At 56.1% G+C, this 25,070-nt stretch carries 23 protein-coding genes and 1 tRNA gene; 14 read left to right on the top strand and 10 right to left on the bottom strand.

The genetic code is table 11. The features are described from left to right. Positions 1–38 precede the first annotated feature (38 nt). On the top strand, positions 39–1,331 hold the full coding sequence (gene bioA / locus QMZ65_RS21135; protein WP_097117394.1) for an adenosylmethionine--8-amino-7-oxononanoate transaminase: 1,293 nt from the start codon (positions 39–41) through the stop codon (positions 1,329–1,331). Between the two features lie 70 nt (positions 1,332–1,401). Next, positions 1,402–1,878 carry a kinase inhibitor gene (locus QMZ65_RS21130; protein WP_034821147.1) on the top strand — a complete coding sequence of 159 codons (477 nt, stop codon included), beginning with the start codon at positions 1,402–1,404 and terminating at the stop codon, positions 1,876–1,878. 34 nt (positions 1,879–1,912) lie between these two features. Here the strand turns inward: QMZ65_RS21130 and pgl are convergent, their stop codons facing one another. After that, a complete protein-coding gene (gene pgl / locus QMZ65_RS21125) occupies positions 1,913–2,908 on the bottom strand; it encodes a 6-phosphogluconolactonase (protein WP_283216630.1) in 996 nt (331 codons plus the stop codon). A 149-nt stretch (positions 2,909–3,057) separates the two neighbouring features. On the opposite strand from pgl, the gene QMZ65_RS21120 reads away from it, so the two are divergent. Then, a complete protein-coding gene (locus tag QMZ65_RS21120; RefSeq protein ID WP_160832577.1) occupies positions 3,058–3,876 on the top strand; it encodes a pyridoxal phosphatase in 819 nt (272 codons plus the stop codon). 154 nt (positions 3,877–4,030) lie between these two features. Here QMZ65_RS21120 and modC read toward each other — a convergent pair whose 3' ends face one another. The 4 genes from modC to QMZ65_RS21100 all read right to left on the bottom strand — a co-directional run bounded on the left by modC (position 4,031) and on the right by QMZ65_RS21100 (position 6,839). Further along, a complete protein-coding gene (gene modC / locus QMZ65_RS21115) occupies positions 4,031–5,089 on the bottom strand; it encodes a molybdenum ABC transporter ATP-binding protein ModC (protein WP_283216629.1) in 1,059 nt (352 codons plus the stop codon). Further along, complete coding sequence (modB, locus tag QMZ65_RS21110; RefSeq protein ID WP_097117397.1) at positions 5,089–5,781, bottom strand: molybdate ABC transporter permease subunit; 693 nt, start codon at positions 5,779–5,781, stop codon at positions 5,089–5,091. The genes modC and modB overlap by 1 nt, the downstream gene beginning before the upstream one ends. After that, positions 5,778–6,551 carry a molybdate ABC transporter substrate-binding protein gene (gene modA / locus QMZ65_RS21105; protein WP_211728112.1) on the bottom strand — a complete coding sequence of 258 codons (774 nt, stop codon included), beginning with the start codon at positions 6,549–6,551 and terminating at the stop codon, positions 5,778–5,780. Before modA ends, modB begins: the two co-directional genes overlap by 4 nt. Positions 6,552–6,680: 129 nt before the next feature. Continuing rightward, complete coding sequence (locus QMZ65_RS21100; RefSeq protein ID WP_013508338.1) at positions 6,681–6,839, bottom strand: AcrZ family multidrug efflux pump-associated protein; 159 nt, start codon at positions 6,837–6,839, stop codon at positions 6,681–6,683. Between the two features lie 117 nt (positions 6,840–6,956). On the opposite strand from QMZ65_RS21100, the gene modE reads away from it, so the two are divergent. From modE to gpmA, 6 genes are all read left to right on the top strand, one after another. After that, on the top strand, positions 6,957–7,739 hold the full coding sequence (gene modE / locus QMZ65_RS21095) for a molybdenum-dependent transcriptional regulator (protein WP_283216628.1): 783 nt from the start codon (positions 6,957–6,959) through the stop codon (positions 7,737–7,739). A gap of 76 nt (positions 7,740–7,815) precedes the next feature. Next, entirely contained in the window at positions 7,816–9,288 is a 1,473-nt protein-coding gene (gene modF, locus QMZ65_RS21090; RefSeq protein WP_283003686.1) for a molybdate ABC transporter ATP-binding protein ModF, read from the top strand. Positions 9,289–9,592: 304 nt separating this feature from the next. Next, on the top strand, positions 9,593–10,636 hold the full coding sequence (galT, locus tag QMZ65_RS21085) for a galactose-1-phosphate uridylyltransferase (protein ID WP_283216627.1): 1,044 nt from the start codon (positions 9,593–9,595) through the stop codon (positions 10,634–10,636). Then, positions 10,637–11,785 carry a galactokinase gene (gene galK / locus QMZ65_RS21080; RefSeq protein ID WP_160832584.1) on the top strand — a complete coding sequence of 383 codons (1,149 nt, stop codon included), beginning with the start codon at positions 10,637–10,639 and terminating at the stop codon, positions 11,783–11,785. After that, positions 11,779–12,813, top strand: a complete 1,035-nt coding sequence (gene galM / locus QMZ65_RS21075) for a galactose-1-epimerase (protein WP_283216626.1) — start codon at positions 11,779–11,781, stop codon at positions 12,811–12,813. The genes galK and galM overlap by 7 nt, the downstream gene beginning before the upstream one ends. A 152-nt stretch (positions 12,814–12,965) precedes the next feature. Further along, on the top strand, positions 12,966–13,718 hold the full coding sequence (gpmA, locus tag QMZ65_RS21070) for a 2,3-diphosphoglycerate-dependent phosphoglycerate mutase (protein ID WP_160832586.1): 753 nt from the start codon (positions 12,966–12,968) through the stop codon (positions 13,716–13,718). Between the two features lie 63 nt (positions 13,719–13,781). Here the strand turns inward: gpmA and aroG are convergent, their stop codons facing one another. Next, entirely contained in the window at positions 13,782–14,834 is a 1,053-nt protein-coding gene (gene aroG / locus QMZ65_RS21065; RefSeq protein ID WP_034821187.1) for a 3-deoxy-7-phosphoheptulonate synthase AroG, read from the bottom strand. Positions 14,835–15,128: 294 nt separating this feature from the next. On the opposite strand from aroG, the gene QMZ65_RS21060 reads away from it, so the two are divergent. The 4 genes from QMZ65_RS21060 (at position 15,129) to zitB (ending at position 20,177) form a co-directional block, all read left to right on the top strand. Then, positions 15,129–15,488, top strand: coding sequence for a YbgS-like family protein (locus tag QMZ65_RS21060; RefSeq protein WP_160832587.1), 360 nt, complete (start codon positions 15,129–15,131; stop codon positions 15,486–15,488). A gap of 102 nt (positions 15,489–15,590) precedes the next feature. Then, complete coding sequence (locus QMZ65_RS21055; RefSeq protein ID WP_160832588.1) at positions 15,591–16,175, top strand: response regulator transcription factor; 585 nt, start codon at positions 15,591–15,593, stop codon at positions 16,173–16,175. Then, positions 16,157–19,243 (top strand): ATP-binding protein, encoded by a 3,087-nt coding sequence (locus QMZ65_RS21050; protein WP_283216625.1) that lies wholly within the window; start codon positions 16,157–16,159, stop codon positions 19,241–19,243. Before QMZ65_RS21055 ends, QMZ65_RS21050 begins: the two co-directional genes overlap by 19 nt. Next, positions 19,212–20,177, top strand: coding sequence for a CDF family zinc transporter ZitB (zitB, locus tag QMZ65_RS21045; protein WP_283216624.1), 966 nt, complete (start codon positions 19,212–19,214; stop codon positions 20,175–20,177). Before QMZ65_RS21050 ends, zitB begins: the two co-directional genes overlap by 32 nt. On the opposite strand, the gene pnuC is transcribed toward zitB, so the two are convergent. The 3 genes from pnuC to QMZ65_RS21030 form a co-directional block, all read right to left on the bottom strand. Next, positions 20,171–20,893: a nicotinamide riboside transporter PnuC gene (gene pnuC, locus QMZ65_RS21040; RefSeq protein ID WP_283216623.1), complete on the bottom strand. Its 723-nt coding sequence runs from the start codon at positions 20,891–20,893 to the stop codon at positions 20,171–20,173. The two genes, zitB and pnuC, sit on opposite strands and share 7 nt — an antisense overlap. Before the next feature lie 25 nt (positions 20,894–20,918). After that, positions 20,919–21,980 (bottom strand): quinolinate synthase NadA, encoded by a 1,062-nt coding sequence (gene nadA, locus QMZ65_RS21035; protein WP_097117408.1) that lies wholly within the window; start codon positions 21,978–21,980, stop codon positions 20,919–20,921. A gap of 135 nt (positions 21,981–22,115) precedes the next feature. Further along, positions 22,116–22,613: a methylated-DNA--[protein]-cysteine S-methyltransferase gene (locus tag QMZ65_RS21030; protein ID WP_034829173.1), complete on the bottom strand. Its 498-nt coding sequence runs from the start codon at positions 22,611–22,613 to the stop codon at positions 22,116–22,118. A gap of 344 nt (positions 22,614–22,957) precedes the next feature. Between QMZ65_RS21030 and QMZ65_RS21025 the strand changes: the two genes are divergently transcribed. Further along, entirely contained in the window at positions 22,958–24,439 is a 1,482-nt protein-coding gene (locus tag QMZ65_RS21025) for an AlkA N-terminal domain-containing protein (RefSeq protein WP_283216653.1), read from the top strand. 448 nt (positions 24,440–24,887) lie between these two features. Here the strand turns inward: QMZ65_RS21025 and QMZ65_RS21020 are convergent. Then, positions 24,888–24,963 (bottom strand) — tRNA-Lys (locus QMZ65_RS21020). Between the last annotated feature and the right edge of the window lie 107 nt (positions 24,964–25,070).

Below are 25,070 nucleotides of genomic sequence, written 5' to 3'. Positions count from 1 at the left end.
TTGTAAACTAAATCTTTTCAAAATGGTTTACAAGATTGATGTTCACCCAAGACGACCTCAACTTTGACCGCCAGCATATCTGGCATCCTTACACGTCAATGCGCGATCCCCTGCCCTGTTATCCGGTGGTGGCAGCGCACGGTTGCCAGCTTCAATTGGCCGATGGACGTGAACTGGTCGACGGTATGTCGTCATGGTGGGCAGCGATTCATGGCTATAACCATCCGCGCCTCAATCAGGCGATGCAGCAACAAATGGCACAGATGTCGCACGTGATGTTTGGCGGCATTACCCATCCGTCGGCAGTGGCATTGAGCCGTCAACTGGTCGAGATGACCCCTGAAGCGCTGGAGTGCGTGTTCCTCGCCGATTCGGGGTCGATTGCCGTTGAAGTATCGATGAAAATGGCGTTGCAGTACTGGCTGGGGCGCGGTGAAACGCGACAGAAATTCCTGACGTTAAAACGTGGCTATCACGGCGATACTTTTGCCGCGATGTCGGTGTGCGATCCGGAAAATTCGATGCACAGTCTGTGGCGCGGCTATCTGCCCGAGCATCTGTTTGCCGCTGCGCCGCAGTGCGGTTTTGATGATGAGTGGAACGATGCGGACTTCGCTGATTTCGCCCGGTTAGCCGAGACGCACCATCGCGACATTGCCGCGGTGATCCTTGAACCGATTGTGCAAGGCGCAGGCGGTATGCGTTTCTATCACCCGCGCTACCTGCAACAGGTGCGTGAGCTGTGCGACCGCTACGGTATCCTGCTGATTGCCGATGAAATCGCCACCGGCTTTGGCCGCAGCGGCAAGCTGTTTGCCTGTGAACACGCCGGGATTACGCCAGATATTCTCTGCCTCGGTAAAGCGCTGACCGGCGGCACCATGACGCTCTCCGCCACGTTGACCACGCGCGAAGTGGCCGACACCATTAGCCGCAGTGCGGCAGGTTGCTTTATGCATGGCCCGACCTTTATGGGCAATCCGCTGGCTTCTGCGGTGGCCGTTGAAAGCCTGACGATGATCAACGAGGGACTTTGGCCTGCGCAGGTGGCGGCGATTGAACAGCAACTGCGTCGTGAGCTGCTGCCGTTGCGTGAACATCATGCGGTGGCCGATGCGCGTGTGCTGGGCGCGATTGGTGTGATTGAAACGCGTTCACCGGTCAATATGGCGGCGCTGCAGCAGTTCTTTGTCGAACGTGGCGTGTGGATCCGTCCGTTCGGCAAGCTGATCTATCTGATGCCACCTTATCTGATTTCTGCCGCAGAGTTGGCGCAGTTAACCCAGGCGGTGCGCGCGGCATTGGACGTTGAGGCACATTTCCTGGCCTAAGCGAACTGGAAGTGGAGCGCGTTTTCCACCATGATGGAGAGCACACTGCACAACGGAAAAAGGAGAAGTCATGCGCGTAGTTAGCCAGGATTTTAAAGACGGCGATAAAATGCCCGAACGTCACGTTTTCAATGGGATGGGACGTCAGGGTGACAATCTGTCTCCCCATTTGGCGTGGGATGAGGTGCCTGCAGGGACAAAGAGCTTTGTCGTGACCTGCTTCGATCCGGATGCCCCCACCGGTTCTGGCTGGTGGCACTGGGTAGTGGCAAATATTCCGGCTGACGTCACCGAGCTGCCACAAGGTTCCGGTTCAGGCGTGGTCGAGCTGCCGCAGGGTGCGATTCAAACCCGTACCGACTTCGGTCAAACCGGTTACGGTGGCGCAGCACCACCACAGGGTGATCCGCATCGCTATATCTTTACTGTGCACGCGATGGACACCGATAAGATTGATGTCGACGCCGGCGCGAGCGGCGCCATGGTCGGCTTTAATGTGCACTTCCATGCACTGGCAAGCGCGTCGATCACAGTTCTGTATTCTTAAAATGAGAACGGCGCCGAATGGCGCCGTTTTATCATCAATCCAGTGCGTGAATCACCACCCACATCGGGCCTTGTCCCACCGCGTAACGCGCCAGCGGTTGCAACAGACCGCGATCGGCAATCTTGTAGACTTCGATATGGTGCGACTTCTGTCCTGCCGCCACCAGATACTGACCGCTGTTATCAATATTGAAGCCGCGCGGCTGGGTTTCGGTTGGCTGATAACCTTCAATCGCCAGCACTGAACCATCTTCGCTGATGCTAAATGCAGTAAGGGTGCTGCTGGTGCGGTCACAGGCATAGAGGAAACGGCCGTCTGGCGTGATATGGATATCAGCCGCCCAGCGCGTGTCGCTGAAATCTTTTGGCATCATATCCAGACTCTGCACACGCTCAACCTGACCATGCACGTTGTTCAGTGCCCACACATCCACGGTGCTATCAAGTTCATTCACCACATAGCCGTACGCGCCATTTGGATGGAATGCCATATGGCGCGGACCCGCACCTTCAACTGTGGTGACCTGTGCTTGCTCGCGCGGTGCCAGAGTGCCATCGGCGTTAAGCTGGAACAGGCAAATACGATCCTGCTTCAGTGCTGGCACAAACAGCGTTTGGTTGCTGAGATCGATATTGGCTGAATGGCAGCCATCCATGCCGCCAATCACCTGGCTTGGGGCTTGCGGCAAACCATCGCTGTCGATCGGGCTGATGCTGACGCATGCATCATTGTAAGAACCGCAGAACAGGAATTTACCCTGGCGATCGGTCGAAATATGCGTTGGGCTGCCCGGCAGTGGCGCTTCACCCGCCAGACTCAGAGAACCGTCGGCCGCAATGCGATACGCTAATACGCGAAAATTCGGACGAACACCGACATAGAGGAAATCTTTCTTCGGGCTCACCACCATCGGCTGCACCTGACCGGCCACATCCGTGACCTGCAATAACGTCAGTGCGCCATCTTCCTGCAACTGCCACGCATGGATCTGCTGGCTCTCGGGACTGGCGGTATACACGACTTGTTTCATGCGTTTTTCCTTATTCGCTGCCTGATGAAAGGGATAACTGTAGCGCGTTTCATTTTGCCGCGCTGGATTCATTTGTGCCCTGTTTTTTGTCTCAGGGCCGCTGCCGGGTGTAGACTCAATGCTTTGCTAACTCCCGGACGGAAAGTGTAATGAGCTACCGCGTAATCGCCCTTGACCTCGACGGCACCCTGCTGACCCCTACTAAAACCATTTTGCCTGAATCGATCGAAGCTTTAGCCCGCGCACAACAGGCGGGGGTCAAAGTGCTGATTGTGACCGGTCGCCACCACTGCGCCATTCATCCTTTTTATCAGGCGCTGCAGCTGGATACACCCGCAATCTGCTGTAACGGCACCTACTTGTACGATTATCAGGCGAAAAAAGTATTGGCTTCCGATCCGCTGGAAAAAAGCCAGGCGACCCGCGTGATTGAGATGCTCGATCAGGAGAACATTCACGGCCTGCTGTATGTCGATGATGCGATGCTGTATCAGGAGCCGACAGGCCATGTGACCCGCACCCTGAACTGGGCACAATCCCTACCGGAAGCGCAGCGTCCTCTGTTCCTGCAGGTGCCAAGCCTGGCGCAGGCGGCGCTGGATGCGCAATCCATCTGGAAGTTCGCTCTTTCCCACCCTGACACCCGTGCATTGCAGCAGTTTGCTGAACGCACTGAAGCCGAACTCGGCCTGGCGTGTGAGTGGTCATGGCACGATCAGGTGGATATCGCTCAGGCGGGCAACAGCAAAGGCAAGCGTCTGGCACAGTGGGTAGAGAGCCAGGGCTTCAGCATGCAGGATGTGCTGGCGTTCGGCGATAACTACAACGATCTCAGTATGCTGGAGCAGGTCGGTTTAGGCGTGGCGATGGGCAATGCTGATGAGGCGATTAAAGCGCGCAGCAAAAAGGTGATTGGCACCAATCTGGAGCCAGGTATTGCCGAAGTGATTTATCAGGAAGTCCTGTAAGCACAGGATGTTCGCGGTGCGCACCACGGCGCACCTTGCGAATGCTTAAGGTGCGGCCGCTGCTGCACCTTATCGTTAATAATGAGGGTCACACCGGGTGCTTTCATCCGCACATCGCACACATTTTGTCTGATCGCCCTTGATGACCCTAAGGTCAAGCCGTGATCGCCACACTCTTAATTTGCGCATACAGCCATTGATCGGGCCGGATCCCCAGCTCATCTCGCGCCCACGGCGAAATTCGCGCCCACAGTTCGCTAATGCCAATGCGCAACTTCACTTCCACCTGATCGTCAATCTCCAATAACTCGACCACCTGAGCCGGCAGGATATTGCGCACCGAGGTGTTTTGCGGCGGCTGCAAGGCCAGCGACACATCACCAGAAGCGATACGAATGCGCAGTGCGGTTTTCAGCGGCTGGTTGACGCGGCTTACCCAGATATGCTGATCCCCTAAAGAGAGTGCCGTCATCGGGTAATCGGGATGCTGTTCCAGAACCTGCACTCTGAGCACGCTGCTGCGATCGGCTATCGGCAGCCACGGGCGCATGGCTGCACTGCTCCACACCTTCTCCAGCGAACCAAAGGCTTTGACTTTGCCGTTGTCGAGCACCAGCACGTTGTCCGCCAGTTGCAGAATTTCATCCATGCTGTGCGAGACATAAAGAATCGGAATATCGACCTGTTTCGCCAGCTTTTGCAGATACGGCATCAGTTCGCGTTTGCGTGGCAGATCCAGTGACGCCAGCGGCTCATCCATCAATAAGATGTCGGGCGCGGTAAGCAGTGCACGGCCAATCGCCACGCGCTGTTTCTCGCCGCCTGACAACGAGGCTGGAAAACGGCTCAGCAGAGGCTCAAGGCCCAGTAATGCCACCAGCGCGTTAAACTGCGGCTTCATGGCAGCAGCCATGCCATATTGCAAATTGCCGCGCACCCGATAGTGCGGAAACAGCCGAGCGTCCTGGAACACATAGCCAACGCGGCGTTTTTCCGGCGGCAGATTGACCTGCGTCGCCGAATCAAACAGCAGACGATCGTTGAGCTGAATCTGGCCGCTTTGCGGCTGTGTCAAACCGCCAATCGCGTTGATCAGCGACGTTTTGCCCGCACCGGATACACCAAAAACAGCCGTAATGCCGCTGCCGGGAACCTGCACGTTGACGTTCAGTTGGTGATCGCCCAGCAACTGGGAAATATTGAGATTAAGCATCAGGCTGCCCCCAGCCGCTTACGGCCCCAACGTGCCAACAGCTCAGAGGCCACCAGCGATAACAACGCCAGCGCAATGGCCACCGCACACAAGCGTGCGGCAGTGCCTTCTGCGCCGGGGGTTTCAATCAGGGTGAACATCGCCGAGGGAATGGTGCGCGTCTCGCCGGGGATATTCGAAACGAAGGTGATGGTGGCGCCAAACTCACCCAGTGAACGGGCGAAAGCGAGAACGGTACCGACAATGATGCCCGGTAGCGTAAGCGGCAAGGTGATAGTGAAGAACACGCGCCAGCGACCGGCACCGAGCGTGCGTGCTGCCTGTTCCAGTTTGGTATCCACCGCTTCCAGTGCCAGACGAATCGCCCGCACCATCAGCGGAAAAGCCATCACGGCCGAAGCCAGTACCGCCCCACGCCAGCTAAAGGCCAGGGTGAAACCGAACCAGTCGTAAAGCCACTCGCCGATGAATCCACGTCGGCCCAGTGCAATCAGCAACAGATATCCCACCACCACCGGTGGCAATACCAGCGGCAAATGGATAAGACTGTCGAGTAAGGTTTTACCTGGAAACCGGCAACGTGCCAGAATCCAGGCCATCATGATGCCAAACGGCAAGCTAAACAGCACCGCTACGCTGGAAACTTTTAAGCTGAGAAACACGGCCTGCCATTCGGGATCACTGAGTATCATTTCTTCGGCGCAAATCCATACTGTTTAAACACAGCAGCGGCGTCCGGCCCCTGCAAATATTTGTAGAAGGCTTCAACCGTTGCGTTCTGATGATCTTTTACCACCGCCATCGGATATTCCACTGGCTTGTGGCTATCGTCCGGGAAGCGTCCTACTACCTGCACTTTGTCACTGGCAACCGCATCAGAACCGTACACGATGCCATACGGTGATTCATTGCGTTCGACCAGCGCCAATGCGGCACGGACGTTGTTAGCCGGTGCAAGCTGCGGCGACACCGTATCCCACGCGCCCAGCTTTTGCAGCGCTTCTTTGGCATAAATCCCGGCCGGGACATGATCCGGATCGCCCACCGCCAGACGTTCGCCTTTCAACAAACTTTTCCAGTCAGTTTTTGCATTGATAGTCACCGCTTTTGCGCTGTCGCTTTTCGGTGCCACCAACACTAAATCATTGCCCAGCAAGGTGTAGCGGGTGTTCTCCACCACACTCTTTTTATCCACCGCATAGTCCATCCACTGCTGATCAGCAGAGATAAACAGATCGGCCGGTGCCCCCTGTTCGATCTGGCGCGCCAGCGTCGAGGATGAAGCGAAGGACGATACCACTTCAACGCCGCTCTTTTTCTGATATTGCGTGGCAATATCCTGCATCGCATTGGTTAACGATGCCGCAGCAAACACGGTGATCTTCTCTGCCGCCACAGCGTGACCGGCCATGGAAACAGTCAGTACGGTAATAGCAGCCCAGCGGTAATTGATTTTCAGCATTTTTTACTCCTTGTTACGTTATATATTCGATAATACAACGTGGGAACAAATGCTGTCATGAACTTAATATCGGCAGGATTGAGGGGAAGTTAAAGAAAAAACGCCCGCTGAGTGCGGGCGCTTGTAAAATCAGTGTTGCGAGCTGTTGGCAGGACGATCGTCGCGGCGGCCAAATTTGGAGATGACGTTGAACACTTCACCCAGGCCGTAAATCAGACCGAGCATAATGGCCATCACAATTGGCACCATGATGACAGCCACAGCCAGGCTTTTAAGCAGTTCCAGCATGGAAACCTCACGCAGAAAATAAAAAAGTGATTGTAACGGTTAGGGAAAAAAACGCACTGCCCTTTTCGTGCTTTTACTTTTGGCCTTACACTTGTCGTACTCACTTAAGGAGCTGACATGCAGGCAGAACTTTCTCTTCACATTCGTCTTCAGCAGAAGCTGTTTGCCGACCCTCGTCGCATCGAACTGCTGAAACGCGTGCAGGAAACCGGCTCCATCAGCCAGGGCGCTAAATTAGCGGGCATCAGCTACAAAAGTGCCTGGGATGCCATCAACGACATGAATCAGATGGCTGATCAAACCTTAGTCGACCGTGCCACCGGAGGCAAAGGCGGCGGCGGCGCGCAGCTGACGCGCTATGGCGAGCGTCTGATTCAGCTGTTTCACCTGATGGAGCAGATCCAGCAGAAAGCTTTTGATGCGCTGCAAAACGACAGCCTGCCGCTCGACAGTTTACTGGCGGCGATTGCGCGTTTCTCCCTGCAAACCAGTGCGCGCAATCAGCTATTTGGCACGGTGATGGCGCGCGATCACCATCAGGTGCAGCAGCACATTGAGGTTCAGCTGGCCGACGGCGTCACGCGTTTGCAGGTGGCAATCACCGAACGCAGTGCCGAACGTCTGCAGCTCGACAGTGGCAAAGAGGTGCTGGTGCTGATCAAAGCACCGTGGATTCAGGTGAGCCGGGATGTGGTAAACAGCGATAATCAATTGCAGGTAACGATCAGCGCCATCGAGCCAGGTGAACAGGTCAGCGAAGTGTTGATGACATTGCCGAGTGGTGAAACCCTGTGTGCAACGGTGAACAACGCGCAGGTGCAACAGCAGAATCTGCAGCCGGGCGACAGAGTAACCGCCAGTTTTAATGCGGAACACGCCATCATCGCCACACTGCTCTGAAAACCAGGCCATGATTTGACTTCGTCTGCGTCGCTCGCTACAACTGAGTAACACGATGCATAAAACGGAATGAATCATGGCTTCATTGCAAATTTCGCAAGGCATATTTCACCTTAGCGACACCCGAGCACTGTCCCTCAACGATCTGACTCTCAAAAGCGGCGAAAGCTGGGCCTTTGTCGGCGCCAACGGCAGCGGTAAATCCGCCCTGGCGCGCGCACTTTCTGGTGAACTCTTGCCGGGTAAAGGCGCGGTTACCCAGGACTTTCAGCGTCGCACGCGCCTCTCGCTGGAGCAGCTGCAAAAGCTGGTGGCGCAGGAGTGGGAACGCAACAACACCGATCTGCTGAGTGAAGGCGAAGACGATACTGGCCGCACCGCCGCACAGATCATTCAGGATGAAGTGAAGGATGAGGCGAGGTGTCAGGCGCTGGCCCAGCAGTTTGGCATCACCTATCTGCTCGATCGCCGCTTCAAATACCTCTCCACCGGCGAAACCCGCAAAACCCTGCTGTGCCAGGCGCTGATGGCGCAGCCCGATTTATTGATTCTCGATGAACCTTTCGATGGATTAGATGTTGCCTCACGCGCCAGCCTGGCGGAGACGCTGAGCGATCTGCACCTGCATGGCTTTACCGTGGTGCTGGTGCTCAACCGCTTTGACGATATTCCTGACTTTGTGCAACAGGTCGGTGTGCTGGCCGAGTGCACCCTGACCCACGTGGGCGAACGCCAGGCGATACTGGCAGAAGCACTGGTTGCGCAACTGGCACACAGTGAGAAACTCGACGGCATGGCGTTGCCAGAAGCGGATGCACCGGATCAGTTACCACAACTGGCGGAAGATGCGCCGCGTGTTGTTCTGCGTAATGGCGTGGTGTCGTATAACGATAAAGCGGTGATCGATGGGCTGAGCTGGCAGGTGAATCCCGGCGAGCACTGGCAAATTGTGGGGCCCAACGGCGCGGGTAAATCCACTCTGTTGAGTCTGGTGACCGGCGATCATCCGCAAGGCTACAGCAACGACTTAACCCTGTTTGGTATCCGTCGCGGCAGCGGTGAAACCATTTGGGACATCAAACAGCACATTGGTTACGTCAGCAGCAGTTTGCATCTCGATTATCGCGTCAGCTGCAACGTGCGCACCGTGGTGCTCTCGGGCTTTTTCGATTCAATTGGCTTGTATCAACCCGCTTCGGATCGGCAGAAAGCGCTGGCGCGCCAGTGGCTGGCCTTACTGGGCATGGACAATCATCTGGCCGATGCGCCGTTCCACGGTTTGTCATGGGGCCAGCAGCGCCTGGTGCTGATTGCGCGTGCGCTGGTCAAACATCCTACCCTGCTCATTCTGGATGAGCCGCTGCAGGGGCTCGATCCAATTAACCGCCAGCTGGTGCGCCGCTTTGTTGATGTGCTAATTGGTGAAGGACGAACGCAGTTGCTGTTTGTCTCACACCACGCCGAAGATGCGCCGCAGTGTATTACTCATCGCCTGAGCTTTGTGAAGCAGGATGAAGGATACGGATTCCAGCAGGATGATTTGCGATAACCTCGTCGTCATCAACCCCGCCCCTGCATCGTAGGGGCATATTTATGCTTCAATCCGGTCTTCTGCTAAACCCTTTTACATTGTCGCGTGCGCATTAATATTCACCTCATTGAATAGCCGATGTAACCGCTACCATTTACCCGCCTGGTATTTCAGCAAACGCGCGTTATAACCCCACAAAATGAGAATCGTCACCTTGTGTAAACGATACCATTTATCCAGACTGGATCACGCTTTGGGGCCCGCCTTTGTGCTACCTTGATCGCAGTGATTTTGATCCGTTTGCCGTTTACCAGGACTCGTTATGGAAAAATTTAATCCGGTTGATCATCCGCATCGCCGTTATAACCCATTGATCGATCAGTGGGTGTTGGTCTCACCGCATCGTGCCAAGCGTCCATGGCAGGGTGCGCAGGAAACGCCTGCGCTGGAACAACTGCCTGCGCACGATCCTGATTGCTTCCTGTGTGCCGGCAACACCCGTATCACCGGGGATAAAAACCCCGATTATAAAACCACCTATGTTTTCACCAACGACTTTGCCGCGCTGATGACCGATACACCCGATGCGCCGCAAAGCGACGACATGCTGATGCGCTGTGAGAGCGCACGCGGCACCAGCCGGGTAATTTGCTTCTCACCTGACCACAGTAAAACGCTGCCGGAACTGCCGCTCAGTGGACTGGAAGATATTGTGCGCACCTGGCAAGAGCAGACCGCCGATCTCGGTCAGCACTATCCATGGGTGCAGGTGTTTGAGAACAAAGGCGCAGCGATGGGCTGCTCAAATCCCCATCCGCACGGCCAGATCTGGGCTAACAGTTTTCTGCCTAATGAAGCGCAAAAAGAAGATGATAATCAGCGCCGCTACTTTGACGAAAAAGGTTCGCCGATGCTGGTGGATTACGCCGCACGCGAGCTGAAAGACGGTAGTCGTACCGTGGTGGAGACCGAACACTGGCTGGCCGTGGTGCCATGGTGGGCCGCGTGGCCGTTTGAAACCCTGCTGCTGCCAAAAGCCCACATCAAACGCATCACAGATTTGACCGCTGCTCAGCGCAGCGATTTGGCGCTGGCGCTCAAGCAGCTCACCAGCCGCTATGACAACCTGTTCCAGTGCTCCTTCCCCTACTCGATGGGCTGGCACGGCGCGCCCTTTAACGGCGAAGCCAACGATCACTGGCAGCTGCATGCCCACTTCTATCCACCGCTGCTGCGTTCAGCCACGGTGCGCAAATTTATGGTTGGCTATGAAATGCTGGCCGAAACCCAACGTGATTTAACGGCGGAACAGGCAGCAGAAAGTCTGCGTTCTGTCAGCGATATCCATTTCCGCGAGGCGCAATAAATGTCATTAAAGTCCACTACTCAACAGGTTTTCGCTGACACTTTTGGCTATCAACCGACGCACAGCATTCAGGCGCCAGGCCGCGTGAATCTGATTGGTGAGCACACCGATTACAACGACGGCTTTGTGCTGCCGTGCGCCATTGATTACCAGACGGTGATTGCCTGCGCCAAACGTGACGACCGCCAGGTGCGCGTGGTCGCGGTTGATTATGACAATCAGCAGGACAGCTTCTCACTGGATGCGCCGATTGAAGCGTTAAAAGAGCCGATGTGGGCCAACTACGTGCGCGGTGTGGTGAAACATCTGCAGAAGCGTGATGCCAGCTTTGGCGGTGCGGATCTGGTGATCAGTGGCAACGTGCCACAGGGTGCGGGCCTGAGTTCATCGGCGTCACTGGAAGTGGCGGTCGGCACCGTGTTCCAGCAGCTCTATCAGCTGAAGCTGGACGGCGCTGCGATTGCGGTTAACGGTCAGGAAGCGGAAAACCAGTTCGTTGGTTGCAACTGCGGCATCATGGACCAGCTGATTTCTGCGCTGGGTCAGCCCGATCACGCCATGCTACTGGACTGCCGCACACTCGGCACACGCGCCGTCTCGATGCCGGAGGATGTCGCGGTGGTGATCATCAACTCCAACTTCCGCCGCAGCCTGGTGGGCAGCGAGTACAACACCCGCCGTGAGCAGTGCGAAACCGGTGCACGCTTCTTCAACAAACCGGCGCTGCGCGATGTCACGCTGGAAGAGTTTGCCGCGTCGGAATCGCAGCTGGATGCGCTGGTGGCAAAACGTGTGCGCCATGTCATCACCGAAAATGCCCGTACGCTGGAAGCCGCCGATGCGCTGAGCAGTGGCGATCTGAAGCGCATGGGTGAACTGATGGCCGAATCCCACGCCTCAATGCGTGATGATTTCGAAATCACCGTACCGCCTATCGATCAGCTGGTGGAGATCGTCAAGGCAGAGCTCGGTCCGCGTGGCGGCGTGCGTATGACCGGCGGCGGCTTTGGCGGCTGCATCGTGGCACTGATGCCAACCGAACTGGTGGATCAGGTGAAAGCCGCGGTTGCCGAAAAATACGAAGCGCAGACCGGCATCAAAGAAACCTTCTACGTGTGCAAAGCGTCAGCAGGAGCGGGCCAATGGTAAGCGACGTCAACTCTCATGCGCCAGACGGGCAACCGTGGCGCATCACCGTGCTGCGCAATCGCAACGGCATGGTGGTCACTTTTATGGATTGGGGCGCGACCTGGCTCTCCGCGCGCGTGCCGATGCAGGATGGCAGCGTGCGTGAAGCGCTGCTCGGCTGCGCCACACCATCGGACTATCTGCATCAGGATGCTTACCTTGGCGCGACGGTGGGCCGCTACGCCAACCGCATCGCTTCGGCTGAGCTTAAGCCGCTAAATCTGCTGCTGGCCGCTAATCAGGGTGCGCATCAACTGCACGGCGGACCGGAAGGCTTCGATAAGCGCCGCTGGCAAATTGTCAGCCAGAGCGAGACCGAAGTGCACTATCGTATCGATTCACCCGATGGCGATCAGGGTTTCCCTGGCAACCTGATTGCCGAAGTGATTTACCATCTTGGCGATGATAACTGCCTGTCGATCACCTATGACGCGCAGACCGACAAGCCCTGCCCGGTGAACCTCACCAACCATGCTTACTTCAATCTTGACGCGCATCATGGCGATGCACGCCAGCATCGCTTACAACTGCACGCGGATCGTTACTTACCGGTCGATAGCGAAGGCATCCCTAACGCGCCACTGAAAGCCGTGGCCGGCACCAGCTTCGATTTCAATCAACCGAAGTGTGTGATGGATGACTTCCTCGCCGATGACGATCAAAAAGCGGTGAAAGGCTATGACCACGCGTTTCTGCTCAGCACCGCTGGCGACAGCACTCAGCCCGCCGCCGAACTGTGGTCGGCCGATGGCAAACTGGCGCTGACCGTGTTTACCGCCGCACCGGCGCTGCAGTTCTACTCCGGCAACTATCTGGATGGAACACGCGCCCGTGAACAGGGCAGCTATACTGCTTTCCAGGGCATCGCGTTGGAGAGTGAATTTTTACCGGATTCGCCCAACCATACCGAGTGGCCGCAGCCTGATTGCTGGCTTCAACCCGGCGATCGCTGGCAGTCTGTGACGCGTTATCGCTTCACACCGCAGTAAGCCAGCGGATGAAAAACGCGCACTGCGTTAGCGACAGGCTTACGCCGTGCGTTGTTTTCCGCTATGGTATGGCGCTATCAGTGTGCCGCTTTTCAGGTGGCCGCAGCCGGTTTCTATAATCATCGAAACATCAAGCATTAAGGAGTTAAGCTATGGCCGTAACTAAGCTGGTTCTGGTGCGACACGGCGAAAGCCAGTGGAACCAGGAAAACCGCTTCACCGGATGGTATGACGTGGATCTGTCAGACAAAGGTCGCACCGAAGCCAAAGCAGCCGGTCAGCTGCTGAAGAAAGAAGGTTTCGTGTTTGATTTCGCTTATACCTCCGTGCTGAAACGCGCCATCCACACCCTGTGGAACGTGCTGGATGAGCTGGATCAGGCGTGGCTGCCGGTTGAGAAAACCTGGCGTCTGAACGAGCGTCACTACGGTGCGCTGCAGGGTCTGGATAAAGCTGAAACCGCCGCCAAATACGGCGACGATCAGGTAAAACAGTGGCGTCGTGGCTTTGCCATCACCCCACCAGAACTGGATCGTGCGGATGAGCGTTTCCCGGGCCACGACCCACGTTACGCATCACTGACCGACGCACAGCTGCCAACCACCGAGAGCCTGGCACTGACCATCGAACGTGTTATTCCTTACTGGAATGAAAGCATTCTGCCGCGCATCAAAAGCGGTGAGAAAGTGATCATTGCAGCACACGGTAACTCACTGCGTGCGTTGGTAAAATACCTCGATAACCTTAGCGAAGATGAAATCCTCGAACTGAACATCCCAACTGGCGTGCCGTTGGTGTATGAGTTCGATGAGAACTTCAAACCGCTGAAGCGTTACTACCTGGGTGATGCCGACGAGATTGCCGCGAAAGCTGCAGCCGTGGCTAACCAGGGTAAAGCCAGGTAATTCCCGGCTTAAAAACAAAAAGGCCAGACGCGAGTCTGGCCTTTTTTATTGCGCGTTAAGCAATTAGCCGCGGCGTTGTTTGATTGCCTGCGCCAGTTGACGCAAGGCTTTCTCGGTGTCTTCCCAGCCGATGCAGGCATCGGTGACGCTCTGGCCGTAAACCAGCTCTTTACCGCTGTCGAGGCTCTGATTCCCTTCCACCAGATGGCTCTCGATCATCACGCCAGTAATCGCCTGCTCACCGCCCGCGATCTGCTGCGCCACATCATCAGCGACCACCATCTGACGCTGGAACTGCTTGCTGCTGTTGGCATGGCTAAAGTCGATCATCACCTGCGGACGCAAGCCCGCTTTCTCCAGACCGGTTTTCACCGCTGCCACGTGTTCTGCGCTGTAGTTCGGCTCTTTGCCGCCGCGCAGAATGATATGGCAATCTTCGTTACCGCTGGTTTCGACAATCGCCGAATGACCGAATTTGGTGACGGAGAGGAAGCAATGCGGCGCGCTGGCGGCACCAATCGCGTCGATAGCCACTTTAATGGTGCCATCGGTGCCGTTTTTGAAGCCGACCGGGCAAGATAAACCGGAAGAGAGTTCACGATGCACCTGGGATTCGGTGGTACGCGCACCAATCGCGCCCCAGCTCATCAGATCCGCCATATATTGTGGGGTGATCATATCAAGGAACTCGCCTGCCGCTGGCAGACCGATGTCGTTGATATCCACCAACAGCTTACGCGCCAGACGCAGGCCATCGTTGATCTGGAAGCTGCCATCCATAAACGGATCGTTGATCAGCCCTTTCCACCCCACAGTGGTACGCGGTTTTTCGAAATAAACACGCATGACCACTTCCAGCTCACCTTTCAGCTCGTCACGCAGCGTCAGCAGACGGCTCGCATACTCTTTAGCGGCTTCGGTATCGTGGATTGAGCAAGGACCGATCACCACCAGCAGACGATCGTCCTGACCGTGCAGAATGCGGTGAATCGCCTGACGTGCCTGAGCAACGGTTTCAGCGGCTTTATCGGTAGCGGGGAATTTTTCGAGCAAAGCAACAGGCGGTAATAATTCTTTGATTTCTCTGATGCGTAAATCGTCGTTCTGATAATCCATACATAATTCCATTCAAATTTCTGGCCCCGCGTTCGCCGGGCGCAACCCGTTAAATGTATCCCTTCAGGCTGCGAGTGTAAATTCCACGCTCGCGTAAATGCTTCTGTGAAATTTGCATTTATACGCTCATGAACTAAGCTTTTTAAACGTAAGCACTGAGGAATGAGGTTCTTGCGCTATTTAATTTTTAAGCGAAGCGTTAACGATGGAATTATATTCCGTCACGGTACGTTATTTTCGTCACTCAGCACCCGTGGTGTTTGACGGCAACTCTCCATCGATTAAAGGAGCATAATGATGAATAAGTTTGCAATTATCTTTCTGACGGCAGCGATGACCCTGGGCAGCGGTGCAGCAATGGCTGCAGCGAATAATAATGGTGAAGCGAATGCCTCAGCGGAAGCTGGCGCGGCTGCAGGTGGCGCTAAACAGAATCTGCCACCGAATAATGTTGATAACAGCAAAATCAATAACGGTAGCACCAATGCTAACAGTGCGGCGACTTCCGGCACTGATTCCAGCAATATGTCCGCTGAAGAAGTTCACAAAAATACCATGTGTAAAGATGGTAAATGCCCGGATGTAAATAAAAAAGTTGAAACGAAGGAAGGTGGTGGAGACGTCAACAAGAAAACTGACGGCACTTCACAGTAATCTTTTTTTAGTTACACAAAGGGAGAGCTTCGGCTCTCCCTTTGTATTTCCGCACCTGCTTTTCCGCTATGCTAAAACCATGAAATTCAGAGGAACTGTTTCATGGCTTCACTGCTGCTTATTGATGACCATCCGTTAGTTGAAGTCGCTCTGGAAGCGGCCTGTGTTCACTCCCCTATCCCGGTAAAACTGCACGCCGCCGCGACTGAAGCTGAAGCGCGCCAGCTTTTACAGCACCATCAATTTGATCTCATCGTGCTCGATATTGGCTTGCCGGACAGCGATGGCCTCGAATTATTGCGCCGTCTGCGCGCCCGCGATCCAAATTGCCCGGTGTTAATCTATTCCGCACAGCAGAGTCGCCACACCTTGCTGAGTGCCGTGTCGCTTGGTGCGGCGGGCTATGTGGTAAAAAGCCAGAGCATGGCGCAATTGCTGAGTGCGATTCTGGCGGTGCTCGGCGGGCAGCAAGCTTTTCCGCCGCTGCCCGAGCGTATCGAGCTGCCGCTCACCGAGAAAGAACAGCAAATCGTCGCACTGCTAGTGCGCGGGCTGTCTAATTTGCAGATTGGCGAGCAACTGCATATCAGCAATAAAACCGTCAGCACCCACAAGAAAAACATTCTGGAGAAAACCGGCGTGCAGTCGGTGGTGGAGCTGGCCGAACTGTGGAAAGCCCAACAGTGAAAGTCATCTTGTGGCTGTGTCTGCTGTTGATCAGCTTAACGGCTCGCGCCGACTTACAGCCCGCCAGCAGCGTGATGCTCCCCGCCATGATGCCCGCACCGCATGTCGAGCCATGGCCGCAACCCACCTTACGCGTTGCCGTCCCGGCGCAAAACAGCGCGCCCTGGGCGATGCGCATTGGCGATCGTATCTGGGGGATTGATGCCGATTACCTTAGCGCGCTGAGCCAACTCACCGGCACGCGCTTTAGCCTGCAAAGTTACGCCGATCGTTCCCAGCAGCTGGCGGCACTGGAGCGCGGTGAGGTCGATTTCGTATTGAGCAACGAACATGCACAGCTGCCGGAAAACATCCTGGTCAGCGACAGCTGGGTTAACAGTCCGATCCGCATTTACCGCAATCGTGATAATCAACGCGCGGTGATGTTCAACAGTGAAAATGCCCAGCTCACCATCGCGGAAGCCACACTGGCACAACTGCCTGATGCCTTTGTGCAAAACCATCGCTGGCACAGCCTGCCAGGCGATTTACAGGCGCTGTATGCGCTGCTCAATCAGCAGAGTGACTATCTGGTGGCGGATGAAACCAGCGCCGGCTTTCTGCTTAATCAGCTGCAACAGGGGCAGATTTACCAGATCACCGCCGATCCCGGCGCCGGTGAACTGTCGCTACGCGCACTGGCGCGCGATCCCACGCTGATCCACTGGCTCAATACCCAGCTGCGCCTGCTGCCCGCGGAGTTCAGTAATCGCGTGCAACAGCGCTGGAGCCCGCCTTTGCTGCGTTATCAGGATACGCAAACGCTGATGCTGTCGGCTGCTGAGAAGCAATGGCTGTCCGCACAGAGCGAGATTCCTTATGCCGCAGAAGTGGATAATGCCCCCTGGAGCTATCGCGATGGCAACGGCAATGCTCGCGGCTTTGGTATTGATCTGCTTAATGCGTTAAGCCAAAGCACCGGGCTGCGTTTCACACCGCGCTGGGTGAGCAATCCCCAACAGGCGCAGACGTTGATGCAGCAACATCAGGTGATGCTGAATTTGCTACAACCCCTGAACGGCGACGATACCAGCAGCAACACATTGCCAGTGTGGCGCGCGATTTGGGGGATTTACACGCTTAATACGCAGCAGCCGATGAGCTGGCAATCCCTGCAACATCAGCGAGTGGGCGTACTGCGCGCCGACCTGGCGCAACGGCTTCTGCCTGAGAACATCACGCCCCAACTGTTCGATGACCGTGCCCAGCTCTGGCAAGCCCTGAACAGCGGTCAGATTGATGCACTGGTAGATAATGTCCTGTCTGCACGCTGGCGCATGGCCAGCCACGCGGATAATCGTGTCCATTTAGCCTTTGCCGCCAGCGATGTTGCCTGGCCGCTGGCACCTCAGGTAAGCCAGGATCAGCCGCAACTCCAGGGGTTGCTGGATCATGCACTGCAGCAAATCCCAGCGGATACGCTCAATCAGATGCGCATTAACTGGTCGCAGCCGCCCCAGCCAGGCACCACTATGGCGATGCGCAATGTGCCGCTGATGATTTTGATGGCGGCCGGGATGATCATTTTGCTGCTGTTAGTGCTGCTGCTGCGCCGCTACCTGCAACAGCGGCGCGATCGCCTGCAGCGTGAACAAGCAGAGCGCGCTAACGCCGCCAAAAGTCAGTTTCTGGCCACCGCCAGCCACGAATTGCGCACGCCAATGCAGGCGATTCTCGGCCTGCTGGAACTCGAACAGCAGCAGCATCCTAGCGAGCGTTTGACACTGATGCACAGCAGTGCGCGCTCGCTGATGGCGCTACTGAACGATCTGCAAGACCATGCACGCATTGAGAATCAGAGTTTTCGCCTGGCACCGCATCCGCTCCATCTGGCAGATTGGCTGCAGCAACAGCTGCAGTTCTATCACCCTTTGATGCGCGAATCCGGTCCGATATTGTTGGTTGAGGCGCTCACGCCCTTGCCGACGCGCGTGATGCTGGATGGCGATCGCCTGCAGCAGGTGGTGAACAATCTGGTGGCCAACGCGCTGAAGTTCACGCGCCAGGGTGAAGTCAGGCTGTCGCTCGCCGTCACCGATCAGATTCAGTTAACGGTCGCCGACAGCGGCAGCGGTATTCCACTCAGCGAACAAGCGCAGCTGTTTGAACCCTGGTATCAGGCACCGTCGGGCAAAAGCCACGCCGTGCAGGGCAGCGGCCTGGGTTTATTTATCTGCCGCGAGATCGTGCAACGTATGGGCGGCCAGTTAACGCTGACTTCTGCGCCGGAACAAGGCACCACAGTGAAGGTGATATTGCCGCTCGACCTCTGTGAGGATGCGCCCACCGAACGCCATGCTGCCTGGCCGCGCTATCCGCATCTGCGGGTGGCGATTGTTGATGACCATCCCACCAATCTGTTGGTCTTGCAGCAGCAGCTGGCTCGATTCGCTATCACGGCGCAGGTGTTCGAAGAGGGGCGTAGCCTGTTGCGCGCCGATGCGCTTCAGCCGTTTGATGTGCTGTTGATTGACCAGATGATGCCACGCCCGGATGGATTAACACTGCTGCGCATCTTACGCCGCCGCCAGCAGCGACGCAGCAAACCAGCACTGCGCGTACTCTGCTCCGCCGACGTGCAACTGCTCAAGGTAGCGTTGCAAGAAGACGAAGCGCTGTTGTTGAAACCGATTGAGCTGGATGATCTCGCGGCTCTGCTGACACGCACGGTGCGCGATCCTCTCCGACAACTGCCCGACAGTTTATTGATTCTGGCCCAGCACAATGAGGCCTTTATCCCGCGCATTTGCCAGACACTGCAACGCACGCTGCAGCAGGATCGCGATGCGCTACTGGCGGCCAGCGTCGAGCATGACTGGCCCGCTGTCGAGCGTGCCGCCCATCGCATGAAAGGCAGCTGGCTGTTGCTCGGCATGGATGAGATGGCCGAACGTTGTCAGCAGCTCACCGATCAGGCAAAACAGCAGCGTCTGGACGATGATGCGCTCAATTTACTGATATCATTAACGAACAGGTTACTGGAACAACTGGAAAGTTATGGCACACACTCATTCTCACGGCGCGCATAACGGCAATCGTACGCGTCTGGCGGCGGCGTTTGGCGTCACCGCGCTGTTTATGATTGCCGAAGTGATTGGTGGCGTGGTATCGGGTTCGCTGGCGCTGCTGGCGGATGCCGGACATATGCTCACTGACGCCGCCGCGCTGTTGATGGCGCTGCTGGCCGTGCAGTTTGCTCAGCGCAAACCCAGCGCCCGCCACACCTTTGGCTTACTGCGCCTCACCACACTTGCCGCCTTTGTGAATGCCATCGCGCTGCTGGTGATTACGGCACTGATTGTCTGGGAAGCGCTGCGCCGTTTCTATCAACCTCAGCCGGTTGCTGGCGGATTAATGTTGGGGATTGCGATTGCCGGTTTGCTGGCTAATCTGCTCTCTTTCTGGCTGTTACATCGTGGCAGTGAAGAAAAAAATCTCAACGTACGTGCGGCGGCGCTGCATGTGCTGGGCGATCTGCTCGGCTCCGTTGGCGCGATTGTTGCCGCTATCATTATCATGCTGACCGGCTGGACACCGATCGATCCGATTCTCTCACTGCTGGTTTCGCTATTGGTGGTACGCAGTGCGTGGTCGTTGCTGCGGGAAAGTCTGCATGAGCTGCTGGAGGGCGCGCCGAGCGGGATTAACGTGGATAAACTGGCACGCGAGCTGACACGCAACATCGCGGAAGTGCGCAATGTGCATCATGTGCATGTGTGGCAGGTGGGAGAGAAGCCGGTGCTGACATTACATGTGCAGGTGATCCCACCTTACGATCATGACGGGCTGCTGATACGTATTCATCAATATTTGCATGAACACTATCAGATTGCGCATGCCACTGTGCAGATGGAGTACCAGCCTTGTACCGGTCATGATTGCGAACTCTGCGCGGAGCAGAGCTCGCATCAGCACTCACATGAACATCTCACGCTGGATGGTCACGCCCATCACCATCACTGATTCGACAGCGCGCGCGACCCGTGTTCGCGCGCACTTTGCATCCACAAGCGGGAACCGTTAAGCGCGATCAACGTCAGAATCGCGTATTCCAGCGACATCGCATACACGCCCTGACGGGCAAAAATCATCACACTAATCACGTTGATCACCACCCACAGTAGCCAGTTCTCGACGTATTTCCGCGTCATCAGAATCATCGCCACAATCGACAGCACCATCATGCAGGAATCCCAGAACGGGAAGGCATCCGGCTGCAGTTGCGGCATCACCACGTTCAGGCCGAAACTCTGCATGATACCGACGGCGATTTTGGTCAGAAACGCGAACACCGGATCGATATACAGCGTCATCAGCGCAATGGCGATGACGCACGCCGCGCCCCAGCCAAGCGCCTTCGGCAACGGCAACCAGCGAATCTTCAGTGCGGCTTCATTGGCGGTGTTCTGACGACTCCACGCGTACCAGCCGTAAACATTGGCGACGAAGAAGAACAGTTGCAGCAGTAAGCTGGCATACAGCTGAATCTGGAAGAAGATCACCGCAAACAAGGTGACGTTAATCAGCCCGAAGAAGTAGTTGATGATCTTCTCCTGGCTAGCGAGCCAGATACACAGCAGACCCGCAAGGGTGCCCACCGCCTCGATCCATGACAGGTCGTAGCCACCCACGCCAATAGGAATGTGAACCAAAATATTTTGTGTGCTGAAGAAGTCCATGATCTGCACCTGTATGAAAGCCGCCTTACGCGTTCCCTTTCACCTTGAGTTTGAGTTGTGCTGCAAAGTCTAGCATGCGGTTAAGCGGTATCAATGCGGCTTCGCGCAGCGCATCATCGACATGGATTTCATGCTCGCTGCCGCCGTGCTCCAGCCCTTCGGCAATGGCTTTCAGGCCATTCATCGCCATCCACGGACAGTGCGCGCAGCTGCGACAGGTCGCGCCCTCACCCGCCGTCGGCGCTTCCAGCAGCTCTTTATCCGGCACCGCCTGTTGCATTTTATAGAAGATGCCGCGATCGGTGGCGACGATCATTTGCGGATGCGGCAGGTTTTTCGCCGCCTGAATCAGCTGGCTGGTGGAGCCCACAGCATCCGCCAGATCGACGATCGCCTGCGGGGATTCCGGATGCACGAGGATCGCTGCCTCCGGATAGAGCGTTTTCATGCGCTGCAGGGCCTGAGTTTTGAACTCGTCATGCACGATGCACGCGCCCTGCCAGCACAGCACATCCGCTTTGGTCTGTTGGGTGACGTAACGGCCCAGATGGCGATCCGGTGCCCAGATAATTTTCTCACCAAGGCTGTCGAGATGTTCAATCAGCTCAACCGCAATACTGGAGGTGACAACCCAATCCGCGCGCGCTTTGACGGCGGCCGAGGTGTTGGCGTACACCACCACCGTGCGGTCCGGATGTTCATCACAGAAGCGATTGAACTCCTCAATGGGGCAGCCAAGATCGAGTGAACACTCTGCATGCAGCGTCGGCATCAACACGGTTTTTTCCGGGCTGAGAATTTTGGCGGTTTCGCCCATAAAACGCACGCCCGCCACCAGCAGCGTTTTTGCCGGATGGGTGCTGCCGAAGCGCGCCATTTCCAGTGAGTCCGAGACGCAGCCGCCGGTCTCTTCCGCCAGCGCCTGAATTTCAGGATCGGTGTAGTAATGCGCGACCAGCACCGCATCGCGCTCTTTTAATAAGCGTTTGATTTCAGAGATGTAGTGGGATTTTTCATCCTGGCTGAGACGCGCCGGTTTCGGCGGAAAGGGATAAATCGCGCTTTCAGGATCGAACATCAGACTCATGACACGGCTCTCGTTTTCTCAATTTAACAAAATCGCCTGTTACAGCGATGATGCGGCATCAAAACCGCTATCGTGTTTTATATGCTAAACACGATAGCGGAATTGCGCGAGAGTGTCGTCTCTTTTTTATGCGGTTTACAAGCCACCTAACGATTTCTGCGGGTTTTCCAGTTCCAGCAAGAACGCTTTGACCGCCAGACCGCCCGCGAAACCAGTGAGCTTACCGTTGCTGCCAATCACCCGATGGCAGGGCGCCATGATCGACAGAGGATTTTTACCGTTGGCCGCCCCCACCGCGCGCATGGCTTTCGGGTTGCCGATCTGTTCCGCAATTTGCTGATAGCTACGGGTTTCACCAAACGGAATGGTGAGCAGCGCTTGCCAGACTTTTTTCTGGAATTCAGTGCCGACCGTGTCGTAAGGCATGTCGAACTGCTGGCGCTCTCCGGCAAAATATTCGCGCAGCTGGCGTTCGGCCTCACACAGGATCGGATGCTGATCGTTACGGCTGATGGGTTTCAGCGGCACGCGTTGCGAGCCTTCGTTTTCCCACAGAATCGCTGATAACCCGTTATCGGTCGCAATCAACGTCAGCTCACCAACTGGCGTGGGAATGATTTTGGCATGATACATAAGGCAACTCCGGCATAAATCAGTGTGTCATTATCGCACTTCTGCCGCGATAAACTGGCTGTTTTCGGTCATGAGCATAAACTGGTTAGCTGTCCGAAAGCAGCGAGTTTTGCTCAGCCACTTGCGCGACGATACCCAAAATAGTGCAAGGCGCAAGAAGGCGGCAAACGAGAGACTCATCGAACAGTCGATTTGAACCGCGCTGGCCCGCTGGGGAACCTCCTTTAGAACGTCCATCATCCCGATGACTTTATCAAGTACGTGATTCGGATGATCGAGAGCAGCCAGCGCTTCTGCGCTTTAAATTAGGAAAGGTATAGCCGGTTTATTAGCTGGAGACGATGATGTTTGATCCCGAGATTGCATACCAGGCGCTGACCTCGCGCGACAGTCGTTTCGACGGCGTGTTCTTTGTTGGCGTGACCTCGACCGGCATTTACTGTCGGCCCATTTGTCCGGTTAAAGCGCCGATGCAGAAGAACTGCCTGTTTTTTGGCAGCGCTGAAGCCGCCGAAAAAGCGCATTTCAGGCCCTGCCTGCGCTGCCGTCCTGAGTTAGCGCCGGGCTTCGCACCGGTCGATAGTCATCACCGCATCGCCGACCGGTTGATTCGTCGCATCGAAGAGGGCCTGCTGGAAGAGCAAGAGACCCTGGCCGACATCGCCGGCGAGTTTGACCTGAGTGAGCGCCAGCTTCGCCGCGTGATCCAGCAGGAGTTGGGCGTGTCACCGCTGGAGTTGCGCCAAACGCGGCGCATGCTGCTGGCGAAGCAACTTCTGACTGAGACTTCGTTGCCCGTCACCGAAATCGCCTACGCCAGCGGCTTTCGCAGTTTGCGCCGCTTTAATGATGTGTTTCAGGCACGCTACCGTATGACGCCTTCGCGTCTGCGCAAGCAGAGTCAGCCAGAGAGCGTGACCACGGTGCAGGAGAGCGCAGAGCTGCGCCTGAGTTATCGCCCCCCTTACGACTGGGATGCCATTCTGGATTTTCTTCAGCAGCGCGTGATGAAAGAGGTTGAGTGGGTTAGCGAAGGTGCTTATCACCGTACAGTGGCGCTGGGAAACTGTCGGGGCTGGGTACGCGTCAGCCATTTGCCGGAGAAGCAGGCACTCAAGGTGCAGTTCACTACCACCTTAACCCCGGTTTTGCCTGCCCTGCTGCGTCGCCTGCGCGACCTGTTTGATCTCGATGCCCAACCACAGCGCATCAGCGAGCAGCTAAGCCAGGATCCGTTGTTAGCTGAGAGTCTGGCACGTTATCCTGGGTTACGCGTTCCTGGGGCGTTTGACGGCTTTGAGTTGGGGGTGCGCGCAATTCTTGGTCAGCAGGTAACGGTGAAAGCGGCCACCACGCTAAGCAGTCGCGTGGCGCAGCGTTTCGGCGAGCCTTTAGCAACGCCCTGGCCAGAACTCTCTCGCCTGCCCCCGACAGCGGAATCGCTCGCTACCGCAACCATTGATGATATTGCCAGCCTCGGTATTGTGAGCGCTCGCTCGCAGGCGATTCAGGCGCTGGCACAGGCGTGTGCCTCCGGTGCGCTGCGCTTTAATGGCGCGGTGAATCCTGACGTAGTTCAGCAGCAGCTGCTGGCATTAAAAGGCGTAGGGCCGTGGACGGCGAGCTATATCGCCATGCGCGCCCTGCGCTGGCCGGATGCGTTCCCTAAGGAGGATATTGCGATTCGTAATAATCTTGGTGGGGTGAGTGCCAAAGTGGCAGAGCAGTTATCGCAGGTTTGGCGCCCGTGGCGCAGCTATGCGGTGTTGCATATCTGGAAGAGTTTGACGCCTGATAAATCGGCTGACAAAAAGAAAAAGGCATGACTGTGCGTACGTTTTGGGAATGGGGTCATCCGTCGTGCATTCTAGCTGCTAGTAAACAACGACAGAGCGTTCCAGTCGACAATAAGGGGCGGTTGCGTAAAGACGCCGTGAATAAATCCCTGTAGGCTCTGGTGGCGCATCCCTGCGCCACAAGCTTTACTTCACCGCCCCTTATTGCCGCCTTCATGGCACATCTCTGCGGTTTTTTAAAAGCATTAACCAAAGCCACATAAGTCCGGCAAGGCGGGAACGGAAGAGCAAAGCGTCCGAGCCATGGATGGCGAGGCCGATCCACAGGGATGTGAGACTCCTTCGCGATCCGTCCCGCCTTGACGGGCTGACGCACGGACTCATAGCAAGTTCAGCTAAAACTTTGAGAATTGAAGAATTGAAGATTTGAGAAACGCAGAAAAGCAAAAAGGCGCCTTTAGGGCGCCTTTCTACATAGTGGTGGGTCGTGCAGGATTCGAACCTGCGACCAATTGATTAAAAGTCAACTGCTCTACCAACTGAGCTAACGACCCGCTCGAGGAGCGGCTTACAACTTTAAACTTGATGGTGGGTCGTGCAGGATTCGAACCTGCGACCAATTGATTAAAAGTCAACTGCTCTACCAACTGAGCTAACGACC

The organism is Pantoea sp. EABMAA-21, from assembly GCF_030053335.1.
In the GTDB taxonomy this organism is placed as follows: Bacteria; Pseudomonadota; Gammaproteobacteria; order Enterobacterales; family Enterobacteriaceae; genus Pantoea; species Pantoea communis.
The sequence above is the reverse complement of the archived record's forward strand: the minus strand, read 5'-3'. Positions and strand labels throughout refer to the sequence as shown.